At 63.3% G+C, this 20,978-nt stretch carries 6 protein-coding genes; 2 read left to right on the top strand and 4 right to left on the bottom strand.

Going from position 1 to position 20,978, the window contains the following annotated elements:
• Window positions 1-51 precede the first annotated feature (51 nt).
• From PspCFBP13528_RS12220 to PspCFBP13528_RS12205, 4 genes are all read right to left on the bottom strand, one after another.
• A complete protein-coding gene (locus PspCFBP13528_RS12220) occupies window positions 52-1,335 on the bottom strand; it encodes a DUF6396 domain-containing protein (RefSeq protein ID WP_137200310.1) in 1,284 nt (427 codons plus the stop codon).
• A complete protein-coding gene (locus PspCFBP13528_RS12215) occupies window positions 1,335-3,236 on the bottom strand; it encodes a phospholipase (RefSeq protein WP_137200309.1) in 1,902 nt (633 codons plus the stop codon). The genes PspCFBP13528_RS12220 and PspCFBP13528_RS12215 overlap by 1 nt, the downstream gene beginning before the upstream one ends.
• Window positions 3,233-5,938: a type VI secretion system tip protein VgrG gene (gene vgrG, locus PspCFBP13528_RS12210; RefSeq protein WP_137200308.1), complete on the bottom strand. Its 2,706-nt coding sequence runs from the start codon at window positions 5,936-5,938 to the stop codon at window positions 3,233-3,235. Before vgrG ends, PspCFBP13528_RS12215 begins: the two co-directional genes overlap by 4 nt.
• A gap of 364 nt (window positions 5,939-6,302) precedes the next feature.
• Complete coding sequence (locus PspCFBP13528_RS12205) at window positions 6,303-6,854, bottom strand: RNA polymerase factor sigma-70 (RefSeq protein WP_065951085.1); 552 nt, start codon at window positions 6,852-6,854, stop codon at window positions 6,303-6,305.
• 300 nt (window positions 6,855-7,154) lie between these two features.
• Here PspCFBP13528_RS12205 and PspCFBP13528_RS12200 point away from each other — a divergent pair, with 300 nt between their 5' ends.
• Both PspCFBP13528_RS12200 and PspCFBP13528_RS12195 read left to right on the top strand, forming a co-directional pair.
• Window positions 7,155-7,907, top strand: a complete 753-nt coding sequence (locus tag PspCFBP13528_RS12200) for an alpha/beta fold hydrolase (RefSeq protein ID WP_065951086.1) — start codon at window positions 7,155-7,157, stop codon at window positions 7,905-7,907.
• Window positions 7,908-7,958: 51 nt separating this feature from the next.
• Window positions 7,959-20,870, top strand: coding sequence for a non-ribosomal peptide synthetase (locus PspCFBP13528_RS12195; RefSeq protein ID WP_137200307.1), 12,912 nt, complete (start codon window positions 7,959-7,961; stop codon window positions 20,868-20,870).
• The last annotated feature ends 108 nt before the right edge of the window (window positions 20,871-20,978 follow it).

Genomic DNA, 20,978 nt, shown 5'->3' with positions numbered 1-20,978 from the left:
GACGCGGCCTGCGCTCGTTTTGGCTCCAATGCGAATGATGCCTTTCATGCCCTATCCCAACAGCTGCCATTCGATGCCTTCCTCATTGATCGTGATTATGTCGGGGAGCAAAAAGCGAGGTTTACGATTCTGGACACGCAGGGTGGGCATGATGTCGTTCTTCTCAAAACGGCGGATGACACCCTCGTTAAACCTCGAGTATGGATCGCGACTCAGGCGGGCTGCCTGCCAGTAGCCTGTCTGCGGACAGGCCTGGCCGCTGGAGCAGGTCGGCGCGGGGTAGCTGGCCTTGATGAATGCCGGGGAGTCGGGTGTGGCTCGGCCGCTCGCTGGCTCAAGGCGCTTGGCGTTGGCCAACTGCTGGATCAGCGCTTCGCTGGGATTTGGTGGCGGGACATTGGCCAGGCGTGCTTCCAGCCATTGGAGCTTGCCGTCCCAGGCGGGGAGCTTGGCCGGGGGCAAGGGGAGGATTTCGTTGATTTCGGGGACTTTGGGGTCGGCGTAGGAGTATCTCGCAAGCACACGCCAGATTGTTTTATAGCGCTCAGCGCGTTCAAGGTCTTCCTGTTGGGCGAGGTAGTACAGTTCATCGGTGACAGGAGGGCCACGGAAACCTTCTTCCAACCAGCCAGCAGAGCTGTCATCACCTGCCTCCACTCCCAATTGGAATGCCTCAAGTGCTTCTTGATAATGGCCATCTGTCGATAGATCGACCCCAAGTGCCCGAGCAGCCTTACCATGTCCCTGCTCAGCCGCACAGCGGCGCATCTGCCGAGCAACGTCCGGCGCAATGTCAATCGGCGCCAGTATGTCCCCCACCTCGTACTGAGCTAGGGCGCTGCCCTGATCAGCCGCCTTACGAAAGTAACGTAACGACATGGCCGTATCCTGCTTCAACCCCGCCGAACCGCTCTTCAGGAAGAGGCCGATAAAGTAGTACCCCGTCGCCACGTTTGCGTCGATCAGTTGCTGGCTCAGGCGCAGGTGATCCTCACCACGGAGCGTGAAGTGGCCGCGCAGGGTGCCGTTCTGCAGGTTGATATTGGCCTTGAAGTGGCCATTTTCGGCCGCAATCCGGTACAGCCGTTCTATCTCGGCGTCGACGCCTTTGTCCTGCTTGAGCAGGTTGTTCTTCTGCAACCAACGGGCGTACTGGAACAGCTCATCGGTCTCGGCGGACGGCGCAGGGATCTGCTCGTGTACGCAGGTGAAGGCCAGCTTGGCTTTGATCTCGGTCAGCGGGTTCAAGGAGGTGTCCTGAGTCGGGTGAGTAGGGGCGCTGCCGTTATCGCAGGCGGCCAGCAGCAGACTTATCAGCAATAGGAATCGACGCATCAGTCGAGGTCCTTCACGGTCTTTTCGCCGTAATAAAACTCGACGAGCGGTGCGTCGGGCGTCAACTTTTGCGATTGGCTATCTTTGTTGCTATTGATGATCTGCTGCCAAGCATCGAACGCCTCCTCAGGATCATCCTGCGCGCCCTTCCTATCCGTATGCAGATTCCACAATCGCCGCCGCAACGCCTGGGTCACACTCATCCACTCATGCGCAATATTCAGCTCGCTATCCACCTGCATGCTGCGGGTGTTGATGTTGGCCGAGCCGTGGGTGGTGAACACGTCGTTGACGATCATCAACTTGGAATGGACGTACACCGGCATCCACGGCTTCCCCGCAGGCGAATCAGGTGCGACCAGCGAGCACACGTGAATTTTCAGCCCCGGGCGCGGCTCAGGGGCTAGCGTGCTTGTCTCGATCGCCTTGATCTGGTCGTTGAGCACGGCCTGCCGATAACGATTGTGTCTGGCGGCATCCTGTTGGGCTTCCCGGGCTTTATCGCTCATCTCGTCGCCCCCCAGTGCGTCGGTCAGGAGGGTCAATGTAATCAAGGCCCTTTGTTCGAGGAGTTCTGCCAAGGTCGGCGCCTGCGCGTCTGCTTGGGCTTTAGCCTGTTGAATGCGCTGCAACTTGGTGATTTCAGGAATGGTATCGCCGCGCCCCAGGCTTTCGAGCATGCGCTGGGTGTTCAAGGAACCTGGGCCTACGCCATCTGGGCTGGCATTGGTGATCACAAACAGGTGCAAGTTGCCATGTAAGCCCGGATCGCGACCTGCGCGGGTCTGGTCGGCGGCGGCTTTTTTGATGGCCTCGGCCAACGGTGGCCAGCGAAAGTACTGGTTCTCGATATAGATAAATTGGGTCGCGTTGTTGACCGCCTTCAGGTAGACCTGCTCGATATCGTACTTGGCGTGTTGTGGCTGCGTGCGCAGGATTTGCGCCAATTGGCGGGTAACGCCGGGCGTGCATTGCAGTTGGGGGCCCACCGTCATTGCGTTGCGCGATGCGAGCAGATCCTCACCGGTTTCCTTTCGCCACGCGGTGGCGAAGTTATGGTGCAGGTGTTCCAGAATCGGCCCGCTGACTTGACTCGAAATATCCTGACGTGGGGTATCGCCACGGGGACCACCATTGGGGGCTGGTTTGTTACCCTCGCAACGGTTCAGCGCCGTATGGGCGTCAGTGTCCCAGTACTCGTCAAGCATGTTGTGGCCCATGACAAAGCCGACGGCGCTGTCCGTCTGTTCATAGTCGACCAGGACTGTCTTCTGATGGTGGGTTGCGGCGATGGCCAACGCACCTAATGTACTGTGGCTGAGCTGCGGGTCGAGGCTTTTGTATTTGACCTGATAGGCAATTTCAGCCCGTTCATACACGCTGAAACCGCGACCGACGAACACCGGTATGTTGCGCGCCGCTCGCATCGCAGGCGCCAGGTGATCGGCGAACGCACATCGGGAAAACCACTGTCGATCCTTGGCGTATTGGTCATCGGTGGAGGGTTGTAACGCCCGATTCTCGATGCGATACGGGCCTTTGCCAGGCAGGTTGGCTTCGCCCCCAACCCCGGCGCTATTAAACGGCGCTTCCCAACCCAGCACCCGGACCTCGACCCCTTCCCGGGCTTTGGCCATGAGCAGTTCACCAATGCTCGGGCTCTTGCCGTCACGAATAAAGTACATCGACGGCTGGAAGCCCCAACAGATGATATCGATGGTTTTAGTGGCTTTCGCGATAGCCAAGTGCACGGCCTTGAAGGCTTCTTCACCGTTGATCAGCGGTTGATAGGTGGCCATCGCGGGAGGGTATTCGGTGTTCTGCACGTACCAGGGCGAAGTGCAGGTCACCTGATGGGTGTGTTGCAAGGCGACGGGAGTAACGATGTCGGGTTCAGTCATGAGGTTTTCCCTTCCTGCTCACTGATTGGGCTCATCACGGCGGCGTAAAGAGCCCGGTGATCCGTGTGGGATGTGGGCTGGCTCACCTCGGTGTCGGCTTGTGAGCGGTGGTTGTGCATGCCGCTATTGGCCAGGTGTGCTTGCTCGGCATTGCGATAATCGCTGGGCACCGGTATCTGGTAGCTCACGCCGTTGGCCAATTCCAATCGGTACTGCTGAGTCACCACCTCGTGGTCGATTGACACTTGCCCGGTCTCGTCCAATACGCCTCTCTTGAGCACTGCACCGTCGGCGTAGAGCGTATAGGGCATGCCTGCCCAGCCTTGATTGGATGCGTTGGGGGCTTGCGGCACGCTGAACTGCAACCTCTGTTTGGACAGGCTTTGTGGATACTCGGGATGCGAGGCTGTGAGGCTCGCTGGGCCGCTGAATTCGAAGTGCGCTGACTTGACGTTGTAGTCCCCCTGGGTTCCAGACTCGATGCAGTTCTGATCGAGGGTGATGTAGCTGCCACCGGCATTCAGAGTGATTTTCTTCTTCGCGACGATGCGTATTTCGTCTTCGGTGCTGGTGATCTCCAGGCCATGGCGCGCCATCAGTTGCAGTGTGTCGTTCTGTGCCTGGATGACTACCGGGCCCTGATTGGCGATCAGCTTGATGCCCAACTTGCGTACAAACAGGTTGACGCCTTGCCCCACGCCGATGAACAGGCGCTTGACCACACTGATATCCGCCTCGGCCCCGGCGTTGATCATCAGGTTATTTTGAGCGGCCAATTGCAGGTGCTGGCCGCTGGTTACAGCAACGCCTTGGGGAGCGCTGAGCACGATGACCGAGGCTTTGAGTTGATCGAGCTGGTCTCGCATCATTTTCAGTTGCGCTTGCACATCCGCTGGGTCTGCGTTGGCGGCCTGGGCATCAGCCGACAACCCTTGCAACTGATCACCGGCCCGCTGTAACCGGCCCAGAGCGGCAGCCATTTCAAGCATCTGCCCCTGAGCGTTGGGCTGCACGTCAGCAGTGATGAAGACGCCGCTGCCCGCGCGGATGGCAGCATGCCCATCGGTGCGCAACTCCGCACCCTGGCCTCGCGCCTGGCGCTGGCTATCGACGATATGCCCCAGATTCAACTGGCTCTTACCGCTGTGCTCGGTGCTGAGCTTGACGTGCTCCTGCCCCCGCGTGTCATCCATGCGCATTTTGTTATTGGCTGGAGTACGCAGCACGTTGCGTTTGTAGTTGCGTAACGTCACGTGGTCCACGCGGTGACTGTCGTGCAGCGCATGGGCGATGTAGGGCCGGTCGGGGTCGCCCTGTTCGAAGGCGATGGCCACTTCGGTGCCGGGAATCAGCGGCAGGTGCAGGCCGTGTGTGTCCCCGGCGTAGGGGCGGGCCAGTCGTAGCCACACGCTTTCTTCGCCGGGTTTCCAGGTGTCGCGGTCGAACAGGAAATTGACCTTGTAGCGCCCTTCGAGGTCGATGTGACCGTAGGGGTCATGCGCCTGCGGGCTGGTGAGGCGGGCTGGCACGGTACCGGCGATTTGCGGTTTGTTTTGCAGCGCTGGGCGAAAGCACACGGTTTGCGAATAGGGAATGGCTTCAAAGGTCACTTCGAAACTTCGGTCGCGGGCGGCGTGGCTGGTCAGTTGGGTAATGACCGCACCCGCAGCGAAAGCCTGTGGGGCGCCGCCGGAGATTTTGAGTACCTGCCCAGGAGACAGTGTGGCGCTGCTGCTGATGCCGCTGAGCTGGGTCTGGCCGTTGAGGTAACGCTCGTGGCGCAAGCGGGCGTAGAAGTAGCCACTTTCACTTTGCAGGTCTTCGTCCCGGGCCAGGGCGTCGCCCAGTACGCGGTAGGGCTCGGCGTAGAGGTAGGCCTCGCCGTAGGTCGTCGTTGCGCCTCGGGTTTGATCAATCTCCCCCTCCAGGTGAGCACTGGCGTCGCGGTGGTGGTAGGCGCGGATATGGACCTGCTGCTCGACTACCTGGTGCTGGGATTGCAATTGCCACACGCCGTCCTGCGTGCTGCTGCTCAACCCGGATTGCGGTCGAAAAGGCAACTCGACGTCGAATTGGTACAGGCGTTGATCGTCGCAAAACTCGACCACATCTATACTCAGGCGCTCGTCACTGGTGAAGCGATACCAGATACCGACGTCGGCCAGCAGCCGGGTGATAAACGCCAGGTCGCTTTCGCCGTATTGCATGACTTGCTCGCGTCTGGGGTAGTCGCGCTTCAAGTCGAACAGAAAGTCCTGGCCCTCGAAGCCGTGGTGACTACGCAAAATGCGTTCGACGATTTCCGGCACCGACTGGTGCTGGTAGATGCGAAATTGCTTGCCTCGGCCGAGTAGAGCCAAGTGCGGCTCCAGGGTGATTTCGTAGCGGGCTTGATCAACGGAGCCGGACAACCGTTTAAAACCGGTGAGCACACCGTGCAGGGTGCGCAGTGGTTTTACCGCAGGTACGGGAAGCCCCAGGAAAGGCAACTTTTGCGGCGCGGCATGCAAGCTGAAACTGGCGTTTTGGCCCAGCATTTTTTCAGCAGGGAGGTCGCCGTCGGCGGCGTTGAATTCCACAACATAATTGAACAGCTGACTGAGGCCTTCTGTGCCTTTGAAGGTCAGGACGTCGAGCGCTGCGTCAACGTTGCTAACGGTGAGCGTGTGGCGACGGTGGTCGAACAAAACGCTGGAAGTCATTCCTTCTACTCCTGGGCACGAAAGCCCGGAGAGTAAAGATTTCTTATCGGCGATTAATGTCGGAAGGTTCGCCTTTACGAGACAGTAACTTCCTAATTGCGGTTTAGCGAATACTCTGCCAGTCCATCTGCAATCCAGACGCCAAAGCCTGAGCGCGACCTGACCACGCCTTGAACACCCGACCAGCACTGCGCCAACAGACGAAGTGCTTCGGCGCTTCGATGCGCGGTTGGCGGCGATGCTGCACTACTGCTATCTGGACCTGGCATGTAACGAGAGGGGCGTCGGTTCCGCGCACCATCAACGCGCGGCGCTGCTGATCCTTGACCTGCAAACACATAACCCACATGAGACCTGCGCTATTTTAAATCCGCCGCGCAAACGTATCGCTGTGGCTGCCCGACACTTTGCGGCAGTGCACCAACGCATCGCGAATCATGAAGTTCACCAGTGTTGGCGAGACCCCGAGTTCCTTGGCGATGTCTTTCTGCGGCACGCCGTGCAGGCGGTACATCTCGAAGGCGTAGCGGGTGCGCTGCGGTAGCTCGGTCAGGGCGTCGGCGATGTTTTCCAGGGTGTTGAAATTGATGTGGGAGGTTTCCGGTGAAGCGCCGTGGATAACCACATTCAAGCCTTCCTCTTCGGTCCCGGAGTATTTGAGTTCCAGGGCCTGCTTGCGGTAGTGATCGATCGCCAGGTTGCGCACGATCTGGAACAGATAACTCAGTTGAGCCTTGAACGAGGAGGTGATGGTCGGTGCCGATTGCAGCCGAAAGTAGGCGTCCTGCACCACATCCTCGGCACGGGAACGACAGCCGGTAATACGCGCCGCGATCTTCACCAGGATCAGTCGATTGTCGACGAATGCCTGGAGAAGTGGTGAGTCGCACCTGCCTGTGGATACTTGTTCCGTCATGGAAATCACCTTGTTGCAAAGAGGTTGGGGGAGGGCTTCCTTGCTGAGGCCTCCTACACATCGGGCAACAAATTATGCTGAATGATAATGATTGTCAAATGAGAAGGCGAACTAATCTTATGCCTTTGGGTAAGGTGTGAACCGCGTCTCGCTTGGCTGCGGCGACTAATTATTTGCCGGGGCCGTCCGTTCTTCTGGGTGACAGGTCCGTTAGCAAACGGCCAGGGATCAGCACCCGCAGGAGGGCGAAATGGGTTTTTATCGTGCACACAGCGTGTTTCAGCTTGGAGTCCTCGGGTGATGAGTACGCCAACGCCGCTGCGTCTGTTCTGCCTGCCCCATTCAGGCGCCAGCGCCTCGGTCTACGCACGTTGGCGCCGCGTGTTGCCGGACTGGTTGCAGGTCTGCCCGCTGGAACTGCCGGGGCGGGGCATGCGCATGGGTGAACCGCTGCAGCGCGATATCAAGGCCCTGGCTGCCCAACTCGCGATTGAAATCAGCCGCGACCTGAACGGCCCTTATGCGTTGTTCGGCCACAGCCTCGGCGGCCTGCTGGCGTTCGAGCTGGCGCATGCACTGAACGCGCGCAACGTGGCGGCGCCACTGGCGTTGTTCGTCTCCGGCACCGCCGGCCCGGCGCGGCGCGATGTCAGCGAATACGCCATCGAAAAAACCGACGCCCAACTGATCGCCCGCTTGCGCGAGCTGCAGGGCACCTGCGACGCCGTCTTGGCCAATCCCGAATTGATGCAGTTGATGCTGCCGATCCTGCGCGCCGATTTCCTGCTGTGCGGCAGCTTTACTTATGGCGAACGCGAGCCGCTGGGTGTGCCGATCCATGTCTTTGGCGGCAAGCAGGACAGCGTACGCGCCGACCAATTGCTCGACTGGCAGCTCGAGGCCGCCAGCGGCTTTTCCCTCGACATGTTCGATGGGCATCACTTCTTTCTCGTGCAGCACGAAAGCATCGTGCTGCGCTGTATGCGGCGCTATGCCGAGGCCCACCTGGCCCGTTGGCGCAGTGGCGCGGCGCGGCAACGCGTCGCCGGCTGAACCTCACCGACTTCCCGAATTTCCCGCAAGCCGATTTCAGGCAGGAACCCCATGATGGACGCCTTCGAACTTCCCCGCACTCTGGTCCAGTCCCTCCAACGCCGTGCCGCGCAGACGCCGGACCGGATAGCCCTGCGCTTTTTGGCCGAGTCCGCCGAGCACAGCGTGGTGCTCAGCTACCGTGACCTGGACCAACGCGCGCGCACCATCGCCGCCGCCTTGCAAGCCGGTATCGCGTTGGGCGAGCGCGCGGTGCTGTTGTTTCCCAGCGGCCCGGACTATGTCGCGGCGTTCTTCGGTTGCCTGTACGCCGGGGTGATCGCGGTGCCGGCTTACCCGCCGGAATCGAGCAAGCGGCATCACCAGGAGCGCTTGCTGTCGATCATCAGCGATGCCGAGCCGCGCCTGCTGCTGACCATCGCCAGCCTCGCCGATGGCCTGGCGCAGATCGAAAACGCACCCCCGCTGTTGAGCGTGGACACCCTCGACCCACAGCTTGCCGACCGTTGGGTCGCCCCCGAGTTGCAGCCCGACGACATCGCCTTCCTGCAATACACCTCCGGCTCCACCGCGTTGCCCAAGGGCGTGCAAGTCAGCCACGGCAACCTGGTGGCCAATGAAGTGCTGATCCGCCGGGGTTTCGGTATCGACCTCAACCCGCACGATGTGATCGTCAGCTGGCTGCCGCTGTACCACGACATGGGCCTGATCGGCGGCCTGCTGCAACCGATTTTCAGCGGCGTGCCGTGCGTGCTGATGTCGCCGGCCTACTTCCTGGCGCGGCCGTTGCGCTGGCTCGAAGCGATCAGCGAATACGGCGGCACCATCAGCGGTGGCCCGGACTTCGCCTACCGCCTGTGCAGCGAACGGGTCAGCGAGTCTGCCCTGGAACGCCTGGACCTGAGCACCTGGCGTGTGGCCTATTCGGGCTCCGAGCCGATCCGCCTGGATACCCTGGAACGGTTCGCCGAAAAGTTCGCCACGTGTGGCTTTACTTCGAATAATTTCTTCGCCTCCTATGGCCTGGCCGAAGCGACCTTGTTTGTTGCCGGTGGTCGCCGTGGCCACGGCATCCCGGCGCTGCACCTGGATGCGCAAGCGCTGGCCGCCAACCGCGCCGAGCCGGGGCAGGGCAGTGCGGTCATGAGTTGCGGCACCCATCAGCCGGACCACGCCGTGCTGATTGCCGATCCCCACACGCTCAGCGCGTTGGCCGACAATTGCGTGGGCGAACTCTGGGCCAGCGGCCCGAGCATTGCCCACGGTTACTGGCGCAACCCCGAAGCCAGCGCCAGGACCTTCGTCCAGCACGCCGGCCGGACCTGGCTGCGCACCGGCGATTTGGGGTTTATCCGTGACGGTGAGGTGTACATCACCGGGCGCTTGAAAGACCTGTTGATCGTGCGCGGACACAACCTGTACCCGCAGGACATCGAACAAACCATCGAGCGTGAGGTGGAGGTGGTGCGCAAGGGCCGGGTGGCCGCCTTTGCGGTGAATGACCACGGCGTGGAAGGCATTGGCATTGCTGCGGAAATCAGCCGCAGCGTGCAGAAAATCCTGCCGCCCGAAGCGCTGATCAAGGCGATTCGCCAGGCAGTGGCCGAGGCATACCAGGAGGCGCCGTGCGTGGTGGTGCTGCTCAATCCGGGCGCGTTGCCGAAAACCTCCAGCGGCAAAGTGCAACGGGCGGCGTGTGCGCTGCGCCATGCCGAGGGCAGCCTCGACCGCTATGCGCAGTTCCCCGACGTGCAAGCGCAGGCCAGTGAAGCAGCGCTGGAATCGGTTCTGCAAAACCAGATCGCCGCGATCTGGTGCGAGCAACTGCAGGTGGACACGGTCGCCGCTGATGATCACTTTTTCCTGCTCGGCGGCAACTCCATCAGCGCGACCCAAGTGGTCGCGCGCCTGCGCGAAACCCTGGGCCTGGAGCTGAACCTGCGCCTGCTGTTTGAAGCGCCTACCCTGCAAGGCTTCGCCGCCAGCGTCGCGCGCCTGCAACAGGACGGCGGCGTTGCCCAGGGCGCGATTGCCCCTCTGTCGCGCCAGGACGACCTGCCGCAATCCCTGGCCCAGAACCGCCTGTGGATCACCTGGCAACTGGACCCCCACAGCAGCGCCTACACCATCCCCGGCGCCCTGCGCCTGCGCGGCGAGTTGGACGAAGACGCCGTGCGCGCAAGTTTCCAGCACCTGATCCAGCGCCACGAAGCCCTGCGCACACGCTTTTACGAGCGCGATGGTCAGGGCTTCCAGCGTGTCGAGGCCGCGACCGATTTCGCGTTGCACGTCATCGACCTCAGCGACTTGCCCCATACCGAGCGCGAAGCGCGTGCGCAGCAGATCCGCGAAGATCAAGCGCGTACCCGGTTCGACCTGGAGAACGGCCCGCTGCTGTGGGTCACCCTGGTGCGCCTGGACGATGAAGACCACCAACTGCTGGTGACGTTGCACCACATCATCGCCGATGGCTGGTCGCTGAATGTCCTGATTGACGAGTTCTCACGGCTGTACGCCGCTGCCGTCCAGGGCCAGCCCCTTGAGTTGCCGCCATTGACCCTGCAATACGCCGACTACGCCAGTTGGCAGCGCCAATGGCTGGCCGCCGGCGAAGGCCAACGGCAGTTGGCGTACTGGAAGGCGACGCTGGGGGACGAGCATCCGCCGCTCGACCTGGCCACCGACCACCCACGCTCGGCGCAGGTGCGCAACAGTGCCGCGCGGCATACCGTACGCCTGGGCACGCCCCTCAGTGACGCGATTGGCCAGACCGCGCGCGCCCATGAATCCACCCCGTTCATGCTGCTGCTGGCCGCGTTCCAGACCCTGTTGTATCGCTACAGCGGCCAGCGCGATATCCGCATCGGCGTGCCCAATGCCAATCGCCCGCGCCAGGAAACCCAAGGCCTGGTCGGTTTCTTCATCAACACCCTGGTGCTGCGTGCCGAGCTCGACGCACGCCTGCCGTTCAACCAACTGTTGGCCGCGACACGCCAGGCTGCACTGGACGCCCAGGCCCATCAGGACCTGCCGTTCGAGCAACTGTTGGAGGCCTTCCCCCAGGCACGTGAACAAGGCCTGTTCCAGGTGATGTTCAACCACCAGCAACGTGACCTGGGTGCCTTGCGCCGCCTGCCGGGCCTGCTCGCCGATGAATTGCCGTGGCACAGCCGCGAAGCCAAGTTCGACTTGCAGCTGCACAGTGAAGAGGATCGCCATGGGCGCTTGAGCCTGTCGTTCGACTACGCCGATGAACTGTTCGACAGCACCACCGTCCAGCGCCTGGCCGAGCATTACATCCACCTGCTGCAAGCGGTCTGCGCGCAACCGCAGCACGCCGTAGGCGAGCTGAAACTGAGCGCAGAGGACGAGCAACACGCGTGGAGCCAGGCGCCGTGTGCACCGGCCCGGCAATGGCTGCCCGAGCTGCTCAACCTGCACACCTCGGACACCCCTGCGCTGGTCTGGCAGGGCGCCAGCCTGAGCTTCGCCCAGTTGCACACCCAGGCCAACCGCCTGGCGCATTACCTGCGCGACAAAGGTGTGGGGCCGGACGTGTGCGTGGCCATCGCCGCCGAGCGTTCGCCGCAGTTGCTGATCGGTCTGCTGGCGATCATCAAGGCCGGTGGCGCCTATGTGCCGCTGGACCCGGATTATCCCGCCGAGCGCCTGGCCTTCATGCTCGAGGACAGCGGTGTGCACCTGCTGTTGACCCAGACCGCGCTGCTGGAACAGCTGCCCACGCCCGCAGGCGTGTGCGTGATTGCCATGGACAGTTTGCACCTGGACAGCTGGCCGAGCCAGCCGCCGGGCCTGCACCTGCACGGCGACAACCTCGCCTATGTGATCTACACCTCCGGCTCCACCGGCCAGCCCAAGGGCGTGGGCAATACCCACGCGGCGCTGGCCGAGCGCTTGCAGTGGATGCAGGCCACCTACCGGTTGGACGCCAGCGACGTGCTGATGCAAAAGGCGCCGATCAGTTTCGACGTGTCGGTGTGGGAGTGTTTCTGGCCGCTGATCACCGGTTGCCGTCTGGTACTGGCAGGCCCCGGCGAGCACCGTGACCCTCATCGCATTGCGCAGCTGGTGCAGGAACATGGCGTGACCACGCTGCACTTCGTGCCGCCGCTGCTGCGGTTGTTTATCGACGAACCGTTGGTGGCCGAATGCACCAGCCTGCGCCGCCTGTTCTCCGGCGGCGAAGCCTTGCCCGCCGAGCTGCGCGACCGCGTATTGGCACGACTGCCGGCGGTGCAATTGCACAACCGTTATGGCCCGACCGAGACCGCGATCAACGTCACCCATTGGCATTGCGCTGTTGAAGATGGTGAGCGCTCGCCGATTGGCCGGCCACTGGGCAATGTGATCTGCCGGGTGCTGGACGAGCACCTCAACCCGCTGCCGGCCGGTGTACCGGGTGAATTGTGCATCGGCGGCCTTGGCCTGGCGCGCGGTTACCTCGGCCGGGCCGGGCTCACCGCCGAGCGCTTTGTCGCCGACCCGCTGGGCGAGGCCGGCGCGCGCCTGTATCGCACCGGCGACCGTGCGCGCTGGAGCCTTGAGGGGGTGCTTGAATACCTGGGGCGCCTCGATCAGCAGGTCAAGCTGCGCGGCCTGCGCGTGGAACCGCAGGAAATCGAAGCGCGCATGCTGGCGGTGGAGGGCATCGCCCAGGCCGTGGTGCTGGTGCGTGACGAGCAGTTGATCGGTTACTACAGCGGCCCCGTCGAACTGGATGCACAGGCGGTAAAAACCGCACTGGCCGCCCAGTTGCCCGAGTACATGGTGCCCGCCCACCTGATGTACCTGGACGCCATGCCCTTGAGCCCAAGCGGCAAGCTCGACCGCCGCGCATTGCCGCAACCGGTGTGGCAAGCCCGCGAACATGTCGAACCCCAGACGCCGTTGCAGCAGCAGATTGCAGCGATCTGGCGCGAAGTGCTCGGCCTGCCACGTATCGGCCTGCGCGACGACTTTTTCGCCCTGGGCGGCCACTCGTTGCTGGCCACGCAAATCATCTCCCGCACCCGCCAGGCCTGCGACGTCGAGCTGCCGTTGCGCACCTTGTTCGACGCCAGCGAGCTGGGCGATTTCGCCGCGCAAGTGGGCCTGATCCAGGCGTCGGGCCAGCGTAACCAACAGACGGCAATCGCCAAGGTTGACCGCAGCGTGCCCGTACCGCTGTCCTACTCTCAGCAACGCATGTGGTTCCTCTGGCAAATGGAACCCGACAGCCCGGCCTACAACGTCGGGGGCATGGCGCGCTTGCGCGGGGTGCTGGATGTGGGGCGTTTCGAGGCAGCCTTGCAGGCCCTGATCATGCGTCACGAGACCCTGCGCACCACCTTTCCGAGCGTCGATGGCGTGGCCTGTCAACACGTCTGGCCACAGACCAACCTGCGCATGGACTGGCAGGACTTCTCGGCACTCGATGACACCGAGCGCCAGCAGCGTCTGCAGCACCTGGCCGATCAGGAAGCGCACACCCCGTTCAACCTGGAACGCGGGCCGTTGCTGCGCGCTTGCCTGGTCAAGGCCGGTGAGCAGGAGCATTACCTGGTGCTGACCCTGCACCATATCGTCACCGAAGGCTGGGCCATGGACATCTTTGCCCGTGAACTCAGTGCGCTGTACGAAGCCTTTATCGATGAGCGCGACTCACCGCTGGCGCCGCTGCCGGTGCAGTACCTGGACTACAGCGTGTGGCAACGCCAATGGCTGGAATCGGGCGAGCGTCAGCGCCAGCTGGATTACTGGACCGCGCAACTGGGCAGCGAACATCCGTTGCTGGAACTGCCTGGCGACCGTCCGCGCCCAGCGGTGCAAAGCCACCGCGGCGAGCTGTACCGCTTTGACCTGAACGATGAGCTGGCCGCCCGCGTACGCGCCTTCAACGCCGAACAGGGCCTGACCCTGTTCATGACCATGACTGCCACCCTGGCCGTGTTGCTCTACCGCTACAGCGGCCAGACCGACCTGCGCATCGGTGCGCCGGTGGCCAACCGTATCCGCCCGGAAAGCGAAGGGCTGATCGGTGCGTTCCTCAACACCCAGGTATTGCGTTGCCAGCTCAATGGGCAGATGAGTGTCGCGCAGTTGTTCGAGCAGGTGCGTCACACCGTGATCGAAGGCCAGTCCCATCAGGACCTGCCGTTCGACCATCTGGTGGAGGCGCTGCAACCACCGCGCAGCGCGGCGTACAACCCGCTGTTCCAGGTGATGTGCAACGTGCAGCGCTGGGAGTTCCAGCAGAGCCGCCAACTGGCCGGCATGACTGTCGAGTACCTGGCCAACGATGCCCGCGCCACCAAGTTCGACCTCAACCTGGAAGTCACCGACCTCGACCATCGCCTGGGCTGCTGCCTGACCTACAGCACCGATCTGTTCGACGAGCCGCGCATCGCACGCATGGCCGCGCATTGGCGCAACCTCTTGGAAGCGCTGATCGACAATCCGCACCAACGCCTCAGCGAACTGCCGTTGCTCAGCGCCGCCGAGCAGCGCGCCCTGCAGGACAGCCTCGGGGTTGAAGCCGCAGAGCATCGTCTGGACCAGTGCATTCACCCGCTGTTCAGCCAGCAGGCGCGCAAGCGTGCCGATGCGCCGGCGCTGACCTTTGCCGGTGTGACCCTCACTTACGCCGAACTCGAGGCCCGCGCCAATCGCCTGGCCTGGATGCTGCGCGAGCGCGGCGTCGGCCCGCAGGTGCGCGTCGGCCTGGCGCTGCCGCGCTCGCTGGAAATGGTCATCGGCCTGCTGGCGATCCTCAAGGCCGGCGGCGCCTACGTGCCGCTGGACCCGGAATACCCGCTGGACCGCCTGCATTACATGATCGAAGACAGCGGCATCGGCCTGCTGCTCAGCGACGCGGCGATGTTCCAGGCCCTTGGCGAGCTGCCGCCAACGCTGGCGTGCTGGTGCCTGGAAGATGACTCACCGTTGCTGAAAAACTATCCGGCCGATGAGCTGCCTTTTATCAACCTGGCGCAGCACCAGGCGTACCTGATCTACACCTCCGGTTCCACCGGCCAGCCTAAAGGCGTGGTGGTGTCCCAGGGTGAAATCGCCATGCATTGCCAGGCCGTGATCGAGCGTTTCGGCATGCGCCCAGACGACTGCGAACTGCACTTTTATTCGATCAACTTCGATGCCGCCACCGAGCGCCTGCTGGTGCCGTTGCTCAGCGGTGCCCACGTGGTAGTGCGCGCCCAGGGCCAATGGGACGCCGAAGAAATCTGCGCGCTGATCCGCAGCCATCGCGTGAATATTCTCGGGTTCACGCCCAGCTACGGCAGCCAGTTGGCACAGTGGCTGGCCACGCAACAGCAGACCTTGCCGGTGCGCATGTGCATCACCGGCGGTGAAGCACTGACCGGTGAACACCTGCAGCGTATTCGCGCGGCGTTCCAGCCTGAGGTGTTTTTCAACGCCTATGGTCCGACCGAAACCGTGGTGATGCCGCTGGCCAGCCTGGCGCCGGAGCACCTGGAGGAGGGCGCCGCCAGCGTGCCGATCGGCAGCATCGTCGGCGCGCGCGTGGCGTATATTCTCGACGCCGACCTGGCCCTGGTGCCGCAGGGCGCGAGCGGCGAGTTGTACATCGGCGGCGCGGGCCTGGCTCAGGGCTATCACCAGCGCCCGGGCATGACGGCGGAGCGCTTTGTCGCCGACCCGTTCACCCCCCGTGGCGGCCGCTTGTACCGCACCGGTGACCTGGTACGTCAAGGTGCCGATGGGCAGGTGGAGTACCTGGGGCGTATCGACCATCAGGTGAAGATTCGTGGTTTCCGCATCGAATTGGGCGAGATCGAAACGCGCCTGCTGGAGCATCCGGCCGTGCGTGAAGCGGTGGTGCTGGCGCTGGATTCGCCGAGCGGCAAACAGCTGGTGGCGTACCTGGTCAGCGACGCCGAGCACGGCGCCTTGCGTGATGCGGTGAAGGCCCATCTCAAGGCGCACTTGCCGGACTATATGGTGCCCGCCCACGTGATGGTGCTCGACAGCATGCCGCTGACCGCCAACGGCAAGCTCGACCGGCGCGCCTTGCCGCAGCCCGATCCGCAAGCGAATCGCCAACAGTACGTGGCGCCACGCAACGCCCTGGAGCATAGCCTGGCGGCCATCTGGTGCGCGGTGTTGAACCTGCAGCAAGTCGGCCTGGACGATAACTTCTTCGAACTGGGCGGCGATTCGATCCTGTCGATCCAGGTGGTCAGCCGTGCGCGGCAGGCGGGCATTCATTTCAGCCCGCGTGACCTGTTCCAGCACCAGACCGTGCAAAGCCTGGCCGCTGTCGCCACTTACACCGATCAGGCCGGCATCGAGCAAGTCAGCGCCGAGCAAGGAACGCTCACCGGCCGCTCGGGCCTCACGCCGATCCAGCATTGGTTCTTCGACACCGACATTCCGATGCGTCAGCACTGGAACCAGGCCCTGGTGCTCAAGCCGCTGCAACTGCTCGACCCGCATCGCCTGGAGCAGGCCTTGCTGGCAGTGCTGGAGCATCACGACGCGCTGCGCCTGAGCTTCAACCAGCGCGATGCCCAGTGGCACGCCGAACACCTGGCCGTGCCCCAAGGCGGCGTATTGATGCAGGCGCAGGTGCGCGACATGGACCACTGCACGGCGCTGTTCACCGACACCCAACGCAGCCTCGACCTGGCACACGGCCCGCTGTTGCGCGCCTTGCTGGTGGACGGCCCCCAAGGCCAGCAGCGCCTGCTGATCGCCATCCATCACTTGGTGGTGGACGGCGTGTCCTGGCGCGTATTGCTCGAAGACCTGCACACGGTTTATCGCCAACTGAGCGAAGGCCAGTCCGTCAGTCTGCCGGCCAAGACCAGCGCGTTGCGCGATTGGGCGGCGCGTTTGCAGGCCTATGCCCATAGCGAGTCTCTGCGTGAAGAGCTGGGCCTGTGGCAAGCGCAACTGGCTGGCCCGGCGCTGGCGTTGCCAGTGGATCGCCGACACGGCGCACTGCGCCAGCGTGACGCCGAGACCGTCAGCGTGCGCCTGGATGTCGAGCGCACCCGGCAGTTGCTGCAACAAGCGCCGAGCGCCTACCGCACCCAGGTCAACGACCTGCTGCTGACCGCCCTGGCTCGCGTGCTGTGCCGCTGGAGCGGTCACGACGCGGCGTTGATTCAACTGGAAGGCCACGGCCGCGAAAGCCTGTTCGATGATATCGACCTGACCCGCAGCGTCGGCTGGTTCACCAGCGCTTATCCGTTGCGCCTGACCCCGCAGGCGGAGTTGGGCGATTCGATCAAGGCGATCAAGGAGCAATTGCGCGGCGTGCCGCACAAAGGCTTGGGCTACGGCGTGTTGCGCTACCTGGCGGACGAGCTGTGCCAACGCAGCCTGGCTGCGCTGCCGAGCGCCGACATTACCTTCAACTACCTCGGCCAGTTCGACCAGAGCTTCGGCGCCGACGCGCTGTTCCATCCGCTGGAGGAATCCGCCGGCCTTGCACACGACCCCGATGCACCGCTGCCCAACGCGCTGAGTGTCGACGGCCAGGTGTACGGCGGTGAACTGGTGCTGCGCTGGACCTTCAGCCGCGAGCGCTACGATCAGCAGACCATTGGCAAATTGGCCGAGGCGTATCTGGCCGAGCTGCAGGGCCTGATCGCCCATTGCCTCAAGGACGATGCCGGTGGCCTCACGCCGTCCGACTTCCCGCTGGCACGGTTGACCCAGGCGCAACTGGACAGCTTGCCGGTAGCGGCCGGCGCCATCGAAGATGTCTACCCGCTGACCCCGATGCAAGAGGGCCTGCTGCTGCACACCCTGCTGGAACCGGGCACCGGTCTGTATTACATGCAGGACCGCTACCGCATCGACAGCGCCCTCGATCCCGAGCGTTTCGCCCAGGCCTGGCAGGCGGTGATCGCCCGCCACGAAGCCTTGCGTGCCTCGTTCTGCTGGAACGTGGGCGAAGACATGCTGCAAGTGATCCACAAACCCGGCAGCACGCCGATTGACTACCTGGACTGGAGCGCCGACCCCGAGAGCGAGCACGAGCCGCGCCTGCAAGCGTTGCTCAAGGCCGAGCGCGAGGCCGGTTTCGATCTGCTCAACCAGGCGCCGTTCCACCTGCGCCTGATCCGCGTGGGCGAGGCGAGCTACTGGTTCATGATGAGCAACCACCACATCCTTATCGATGCCTGGTGCCGTTCGCTGTTGATGAATGACTTCTTCGAGCTCTACCAGGCGCTGGGCGAAGGGCGCGAGGCGCAACTGGCCACGCCGCCGCGCTACCGCGACTACATCGCCTGGCTGCAACGCCAGGACCTGGACGAAGCGCGCCAGTGGTGGCAGCGCAACCTGCAAGGTTTCGAGCGCACCACACCGATCCCCAGCGACCGACCGTTCCTGCGCGAACATGCCGGCCACAGCGGCGGTATGGTGGTGGGCGACTGCTACACCCGGCTGGATGCCCGTGACGGCGCGCAATTGCGCGAGCTGGCCCAGGCTCATCAGCTCACCGTCAACACCTTCGCCCAGGCGGCCTGGGCGCTGGTGCTGCGGCGCTTGAGCGGTGATCGCGACGTACTGTTCGGCGTCACCGTGGCCGGGCGTCCGGTGGACATGCCCGAGATGCAACGCACCGTGGGCCTGTTTATCAACAGCATCGCGCTGCGGGTGAAGCTGCCCGAGGACGGCCAGCCTTGCAGCGTGCGCCAGTGGTTGAGCGGTTTGCTCGACAGCAATATGCAACTGCGCGAGTACGAATACCTGCCGCTGGTGACTATCCAGGAACACAGCGAACTGCCCAAGGGCCAGCCGCTGTTCGACAGCCTGTTCGTGTTCGAAAACGCCCCGGTGGAAACCTCGGTGCTCAGCCATGCGCAAAGCCTGAATGCCACCTCCGATTCCGGGCGTACCCACACCAACTTCCCGCTGACCGCCGTGTGCTACCCGGGCGATGACCTGGGCTTGCACCTGTCCTACGACCAGCGCTACTTCGATGAAACCACCGTGCAAGGCATGCTCGCCGAGTTCAAGCGCCTGTTGCTGGCGCTGGTGCAGGGCTTCCATGGCGACATGGCCGACCTGCCGCTGATCGGCGAGCAGGAGCGCGCGTTCCTGGTGGACGGCTGCAACCAGAGCGAACACGACTACCCGCTGGCGCGCAGCTATGTCGAGTTGTTCGAGGAACAGGTGGCGCGGCATCCGCAGCGTATCGCCGCCAGTTGCCTTGACCGGCAATGGAGCTATGAGGCGTTGAACCGACGCAGTAACGGCCTGGGGCATGCGCTGATTGCCGCCGGTGTCGGCCCGGACCAACCGGTGGCGCTGCTGGCCGAGCGTGACCTTGCGCTGCTCGGCATGATCATCGGCAGCTTCAAGGCCGGTGCCGGTTACCTGCCGCTGGACCCCGGCCTGCCCGGTCCGCGCCTGAGCCGCATCATCGAGCTGAGCCGCACGCCCTTGCTGGTGTGCACCGAAGCGTGCCGGGAACAGGCCATCGCACTGCTCGACGGCGTCGACTGCCAGTTGCTGGTGTGGGAGGAAATCCCCGCCCGTGGCGAGAACCCGGGCGTCTACAGCGCCCCGGACAACCTCGCCTACGTGATCTATACCTCCGGTTCCACCGGCCTGCCCAAGGGCGTGGTGGTCGAACAGCGCGGCATGCTCAACAACCAGTTGAGCAAAGTGCCGTACCTGCAACTGAGCGACGCCGATGTGATCGCGCAGACCGCCTCACAAAGCTTCGATATTTCCGTGTGGCAGTTCCTTGCTGCGCCGCTGTTTGGCGCACGGGTGGATATTGTGCCGAACGCCCTTGCCCATGATCCGCAGGGGTTGTTGGAGCACGTTCAAACACAAGGCATCACTGTGCTGGAGAGTGTGCCGTCGCTGATCCAGGGCATGCTCGCCCAGGACCACATCCGCCTCGACGGCCTGCGCTGGATGCTGCCGACGGGTGAAGCGATGCCGCCGGAACTGGCGCACCAGTGGCTGCTGCGCTACCCGCAGATCGGCTTGGTCAACGCCTACGGCCCGGCGGAGTGCTCGGACGATGTGGCGTTCTACCGCGTTGACCTGGCTTCGACCCGTGGCACCTATCTGCCGATTGGCACGCCCACCGACAACAACCGTCTGTACCTGCTGGACGGCGCGCTGGAGTTGGTGCCCCAAGGGGCCGTCGGTGAACTGTGCGTAGCCGGCATCGGCGTCGGTCGGGGTTACGTCAGCGACCCGCTGCGCACCGCACCGGTGTTTGTGCCGAACCCGTTCGGCGCACCGGGTGAGCGCTTGTACCGCACGGGCGATCTGGCGCGGCGGCGCAGTGATGGCGTGTTGGAATATGTCGGGCGGGTTGACCACCAGGTGAAAATTCGCGGCTACCGCATCGAACTGGGCGAAATCGAAGCGCGCCTGCACGAACAACCCGAGGTGCGCGATGCGGCGGTCGGTGTCCAGGAGGGCGTCAACGGTAAGCACCTGGTGGGCTACCTGGTGCCGGTTGATGAAACCCTCAGCCCAAGCGAACGCCTGGACCGCATCAAACAACGCCTGCGTGCCGAACTGCCGGAATACATGGTGCCGCTGCACTGGCTGTGGCTGGAGCGCCTGCCGCTCAACGCCAACGGCAAACTCGACCGCCAGGCCCTGCCGGCCCTGGAAATCGGCCAGCTGCACAACCAGGACTACCTGGCGCCGCGCAACGAACTGGAAACCACCCTGGCCGCGATCTGGGCCGAAGTGCTCAAGGTCGAACGGGTAGGGGTGCAGGACAACTTCTTTGAACTGGGCGGGCATTCGTTGCTGGCGACACAGATCGCTTCGCGGGTGCAGAAAACCTTGCAGCGCGATGTGCCGTTAAGGGCGATGTTCGAGTGCAGCACGGTGGCGGAACTGGCCGAGTACATCGAAGGGTTGGCGGGGAGCGAGATCAGTGCCGAGAAGGTGGATCGGTTGAGTGATTTGATGGCGCAGTTGGAGGGGTTGTGAGACGGCCGCTGGTCTGAAGTGTCGGGATTTTCCGGCGCAACTGTTAATTCTGACAGTAGGCAGTGTTCCTGTTCCACGTGTTAGATAACCGCAGTTTCCGGCCCATCG

Origin of the sequence: Pseudomonas sp. CFBP13528, from assembly GCF_005233615.1 — a bacterium.
Classification (GTDB): Bacteria; Pseudomonadota; Gammaproteobacteria; order Pseudomonadales; family Pseudomonadaceae; genus Aquipseudomonas; species Aquipseudomonas fluorescens_AM.
This window is presented reverse-complemented; position numbering and strand designations above follow the sequence as displayed.

What these genes read in the sequence shown, in the direction of transcription:
- PspCFBP13528_RS12220 (WP_137200310.1), bottom strand. Translation starts at nt 1,335, where the DNA reads ATGCGTCGATTCCTATTGCTGATAAGTCTGCTGCTGGCCGCCTGCGAT.
- PspCFBP13528_RS12215 (WP_137200309.1), bottom strand. Translation starts at nt 3,236, where the DNA reads ATGACTGAACCCGACATCGTTACTCCCGTCGCCTTGCAACACACCCAT.
- vgrG (WP_137200308.1), bottom strand. Translation starts at nt 5,938, where the DNA reads ATGACTTCCAGCGTTTTGTTCGACCACCGTCGCCACACGCTCACCGTT.
- PspCFBP13528_RS12205 (WP_065951085.1), bottom strand. Translation starts at nt 6,854, where the DNA reads ATGACGGAACAAGTATCCACAGGCAGGTGCGACTCACCACTTCTCCAG.
- PspCFBP13528_RS12200 (WP_065951086.1), top strand. Translation starts at nt 7,155, where the DNA reads ATGAGTACGCCAACGCCGCTGCGTCTGTTCTGCCTGCCCCATTCAGGC.
- PspCFBP13528_RS12195 (WP_137200307.1), top strand. Translation starts at nt 7,959, where the DNA reads ATGATGGACGCCTTCGAACTTCCCCGCACTCTGGTCCAGTCCCTCCAA.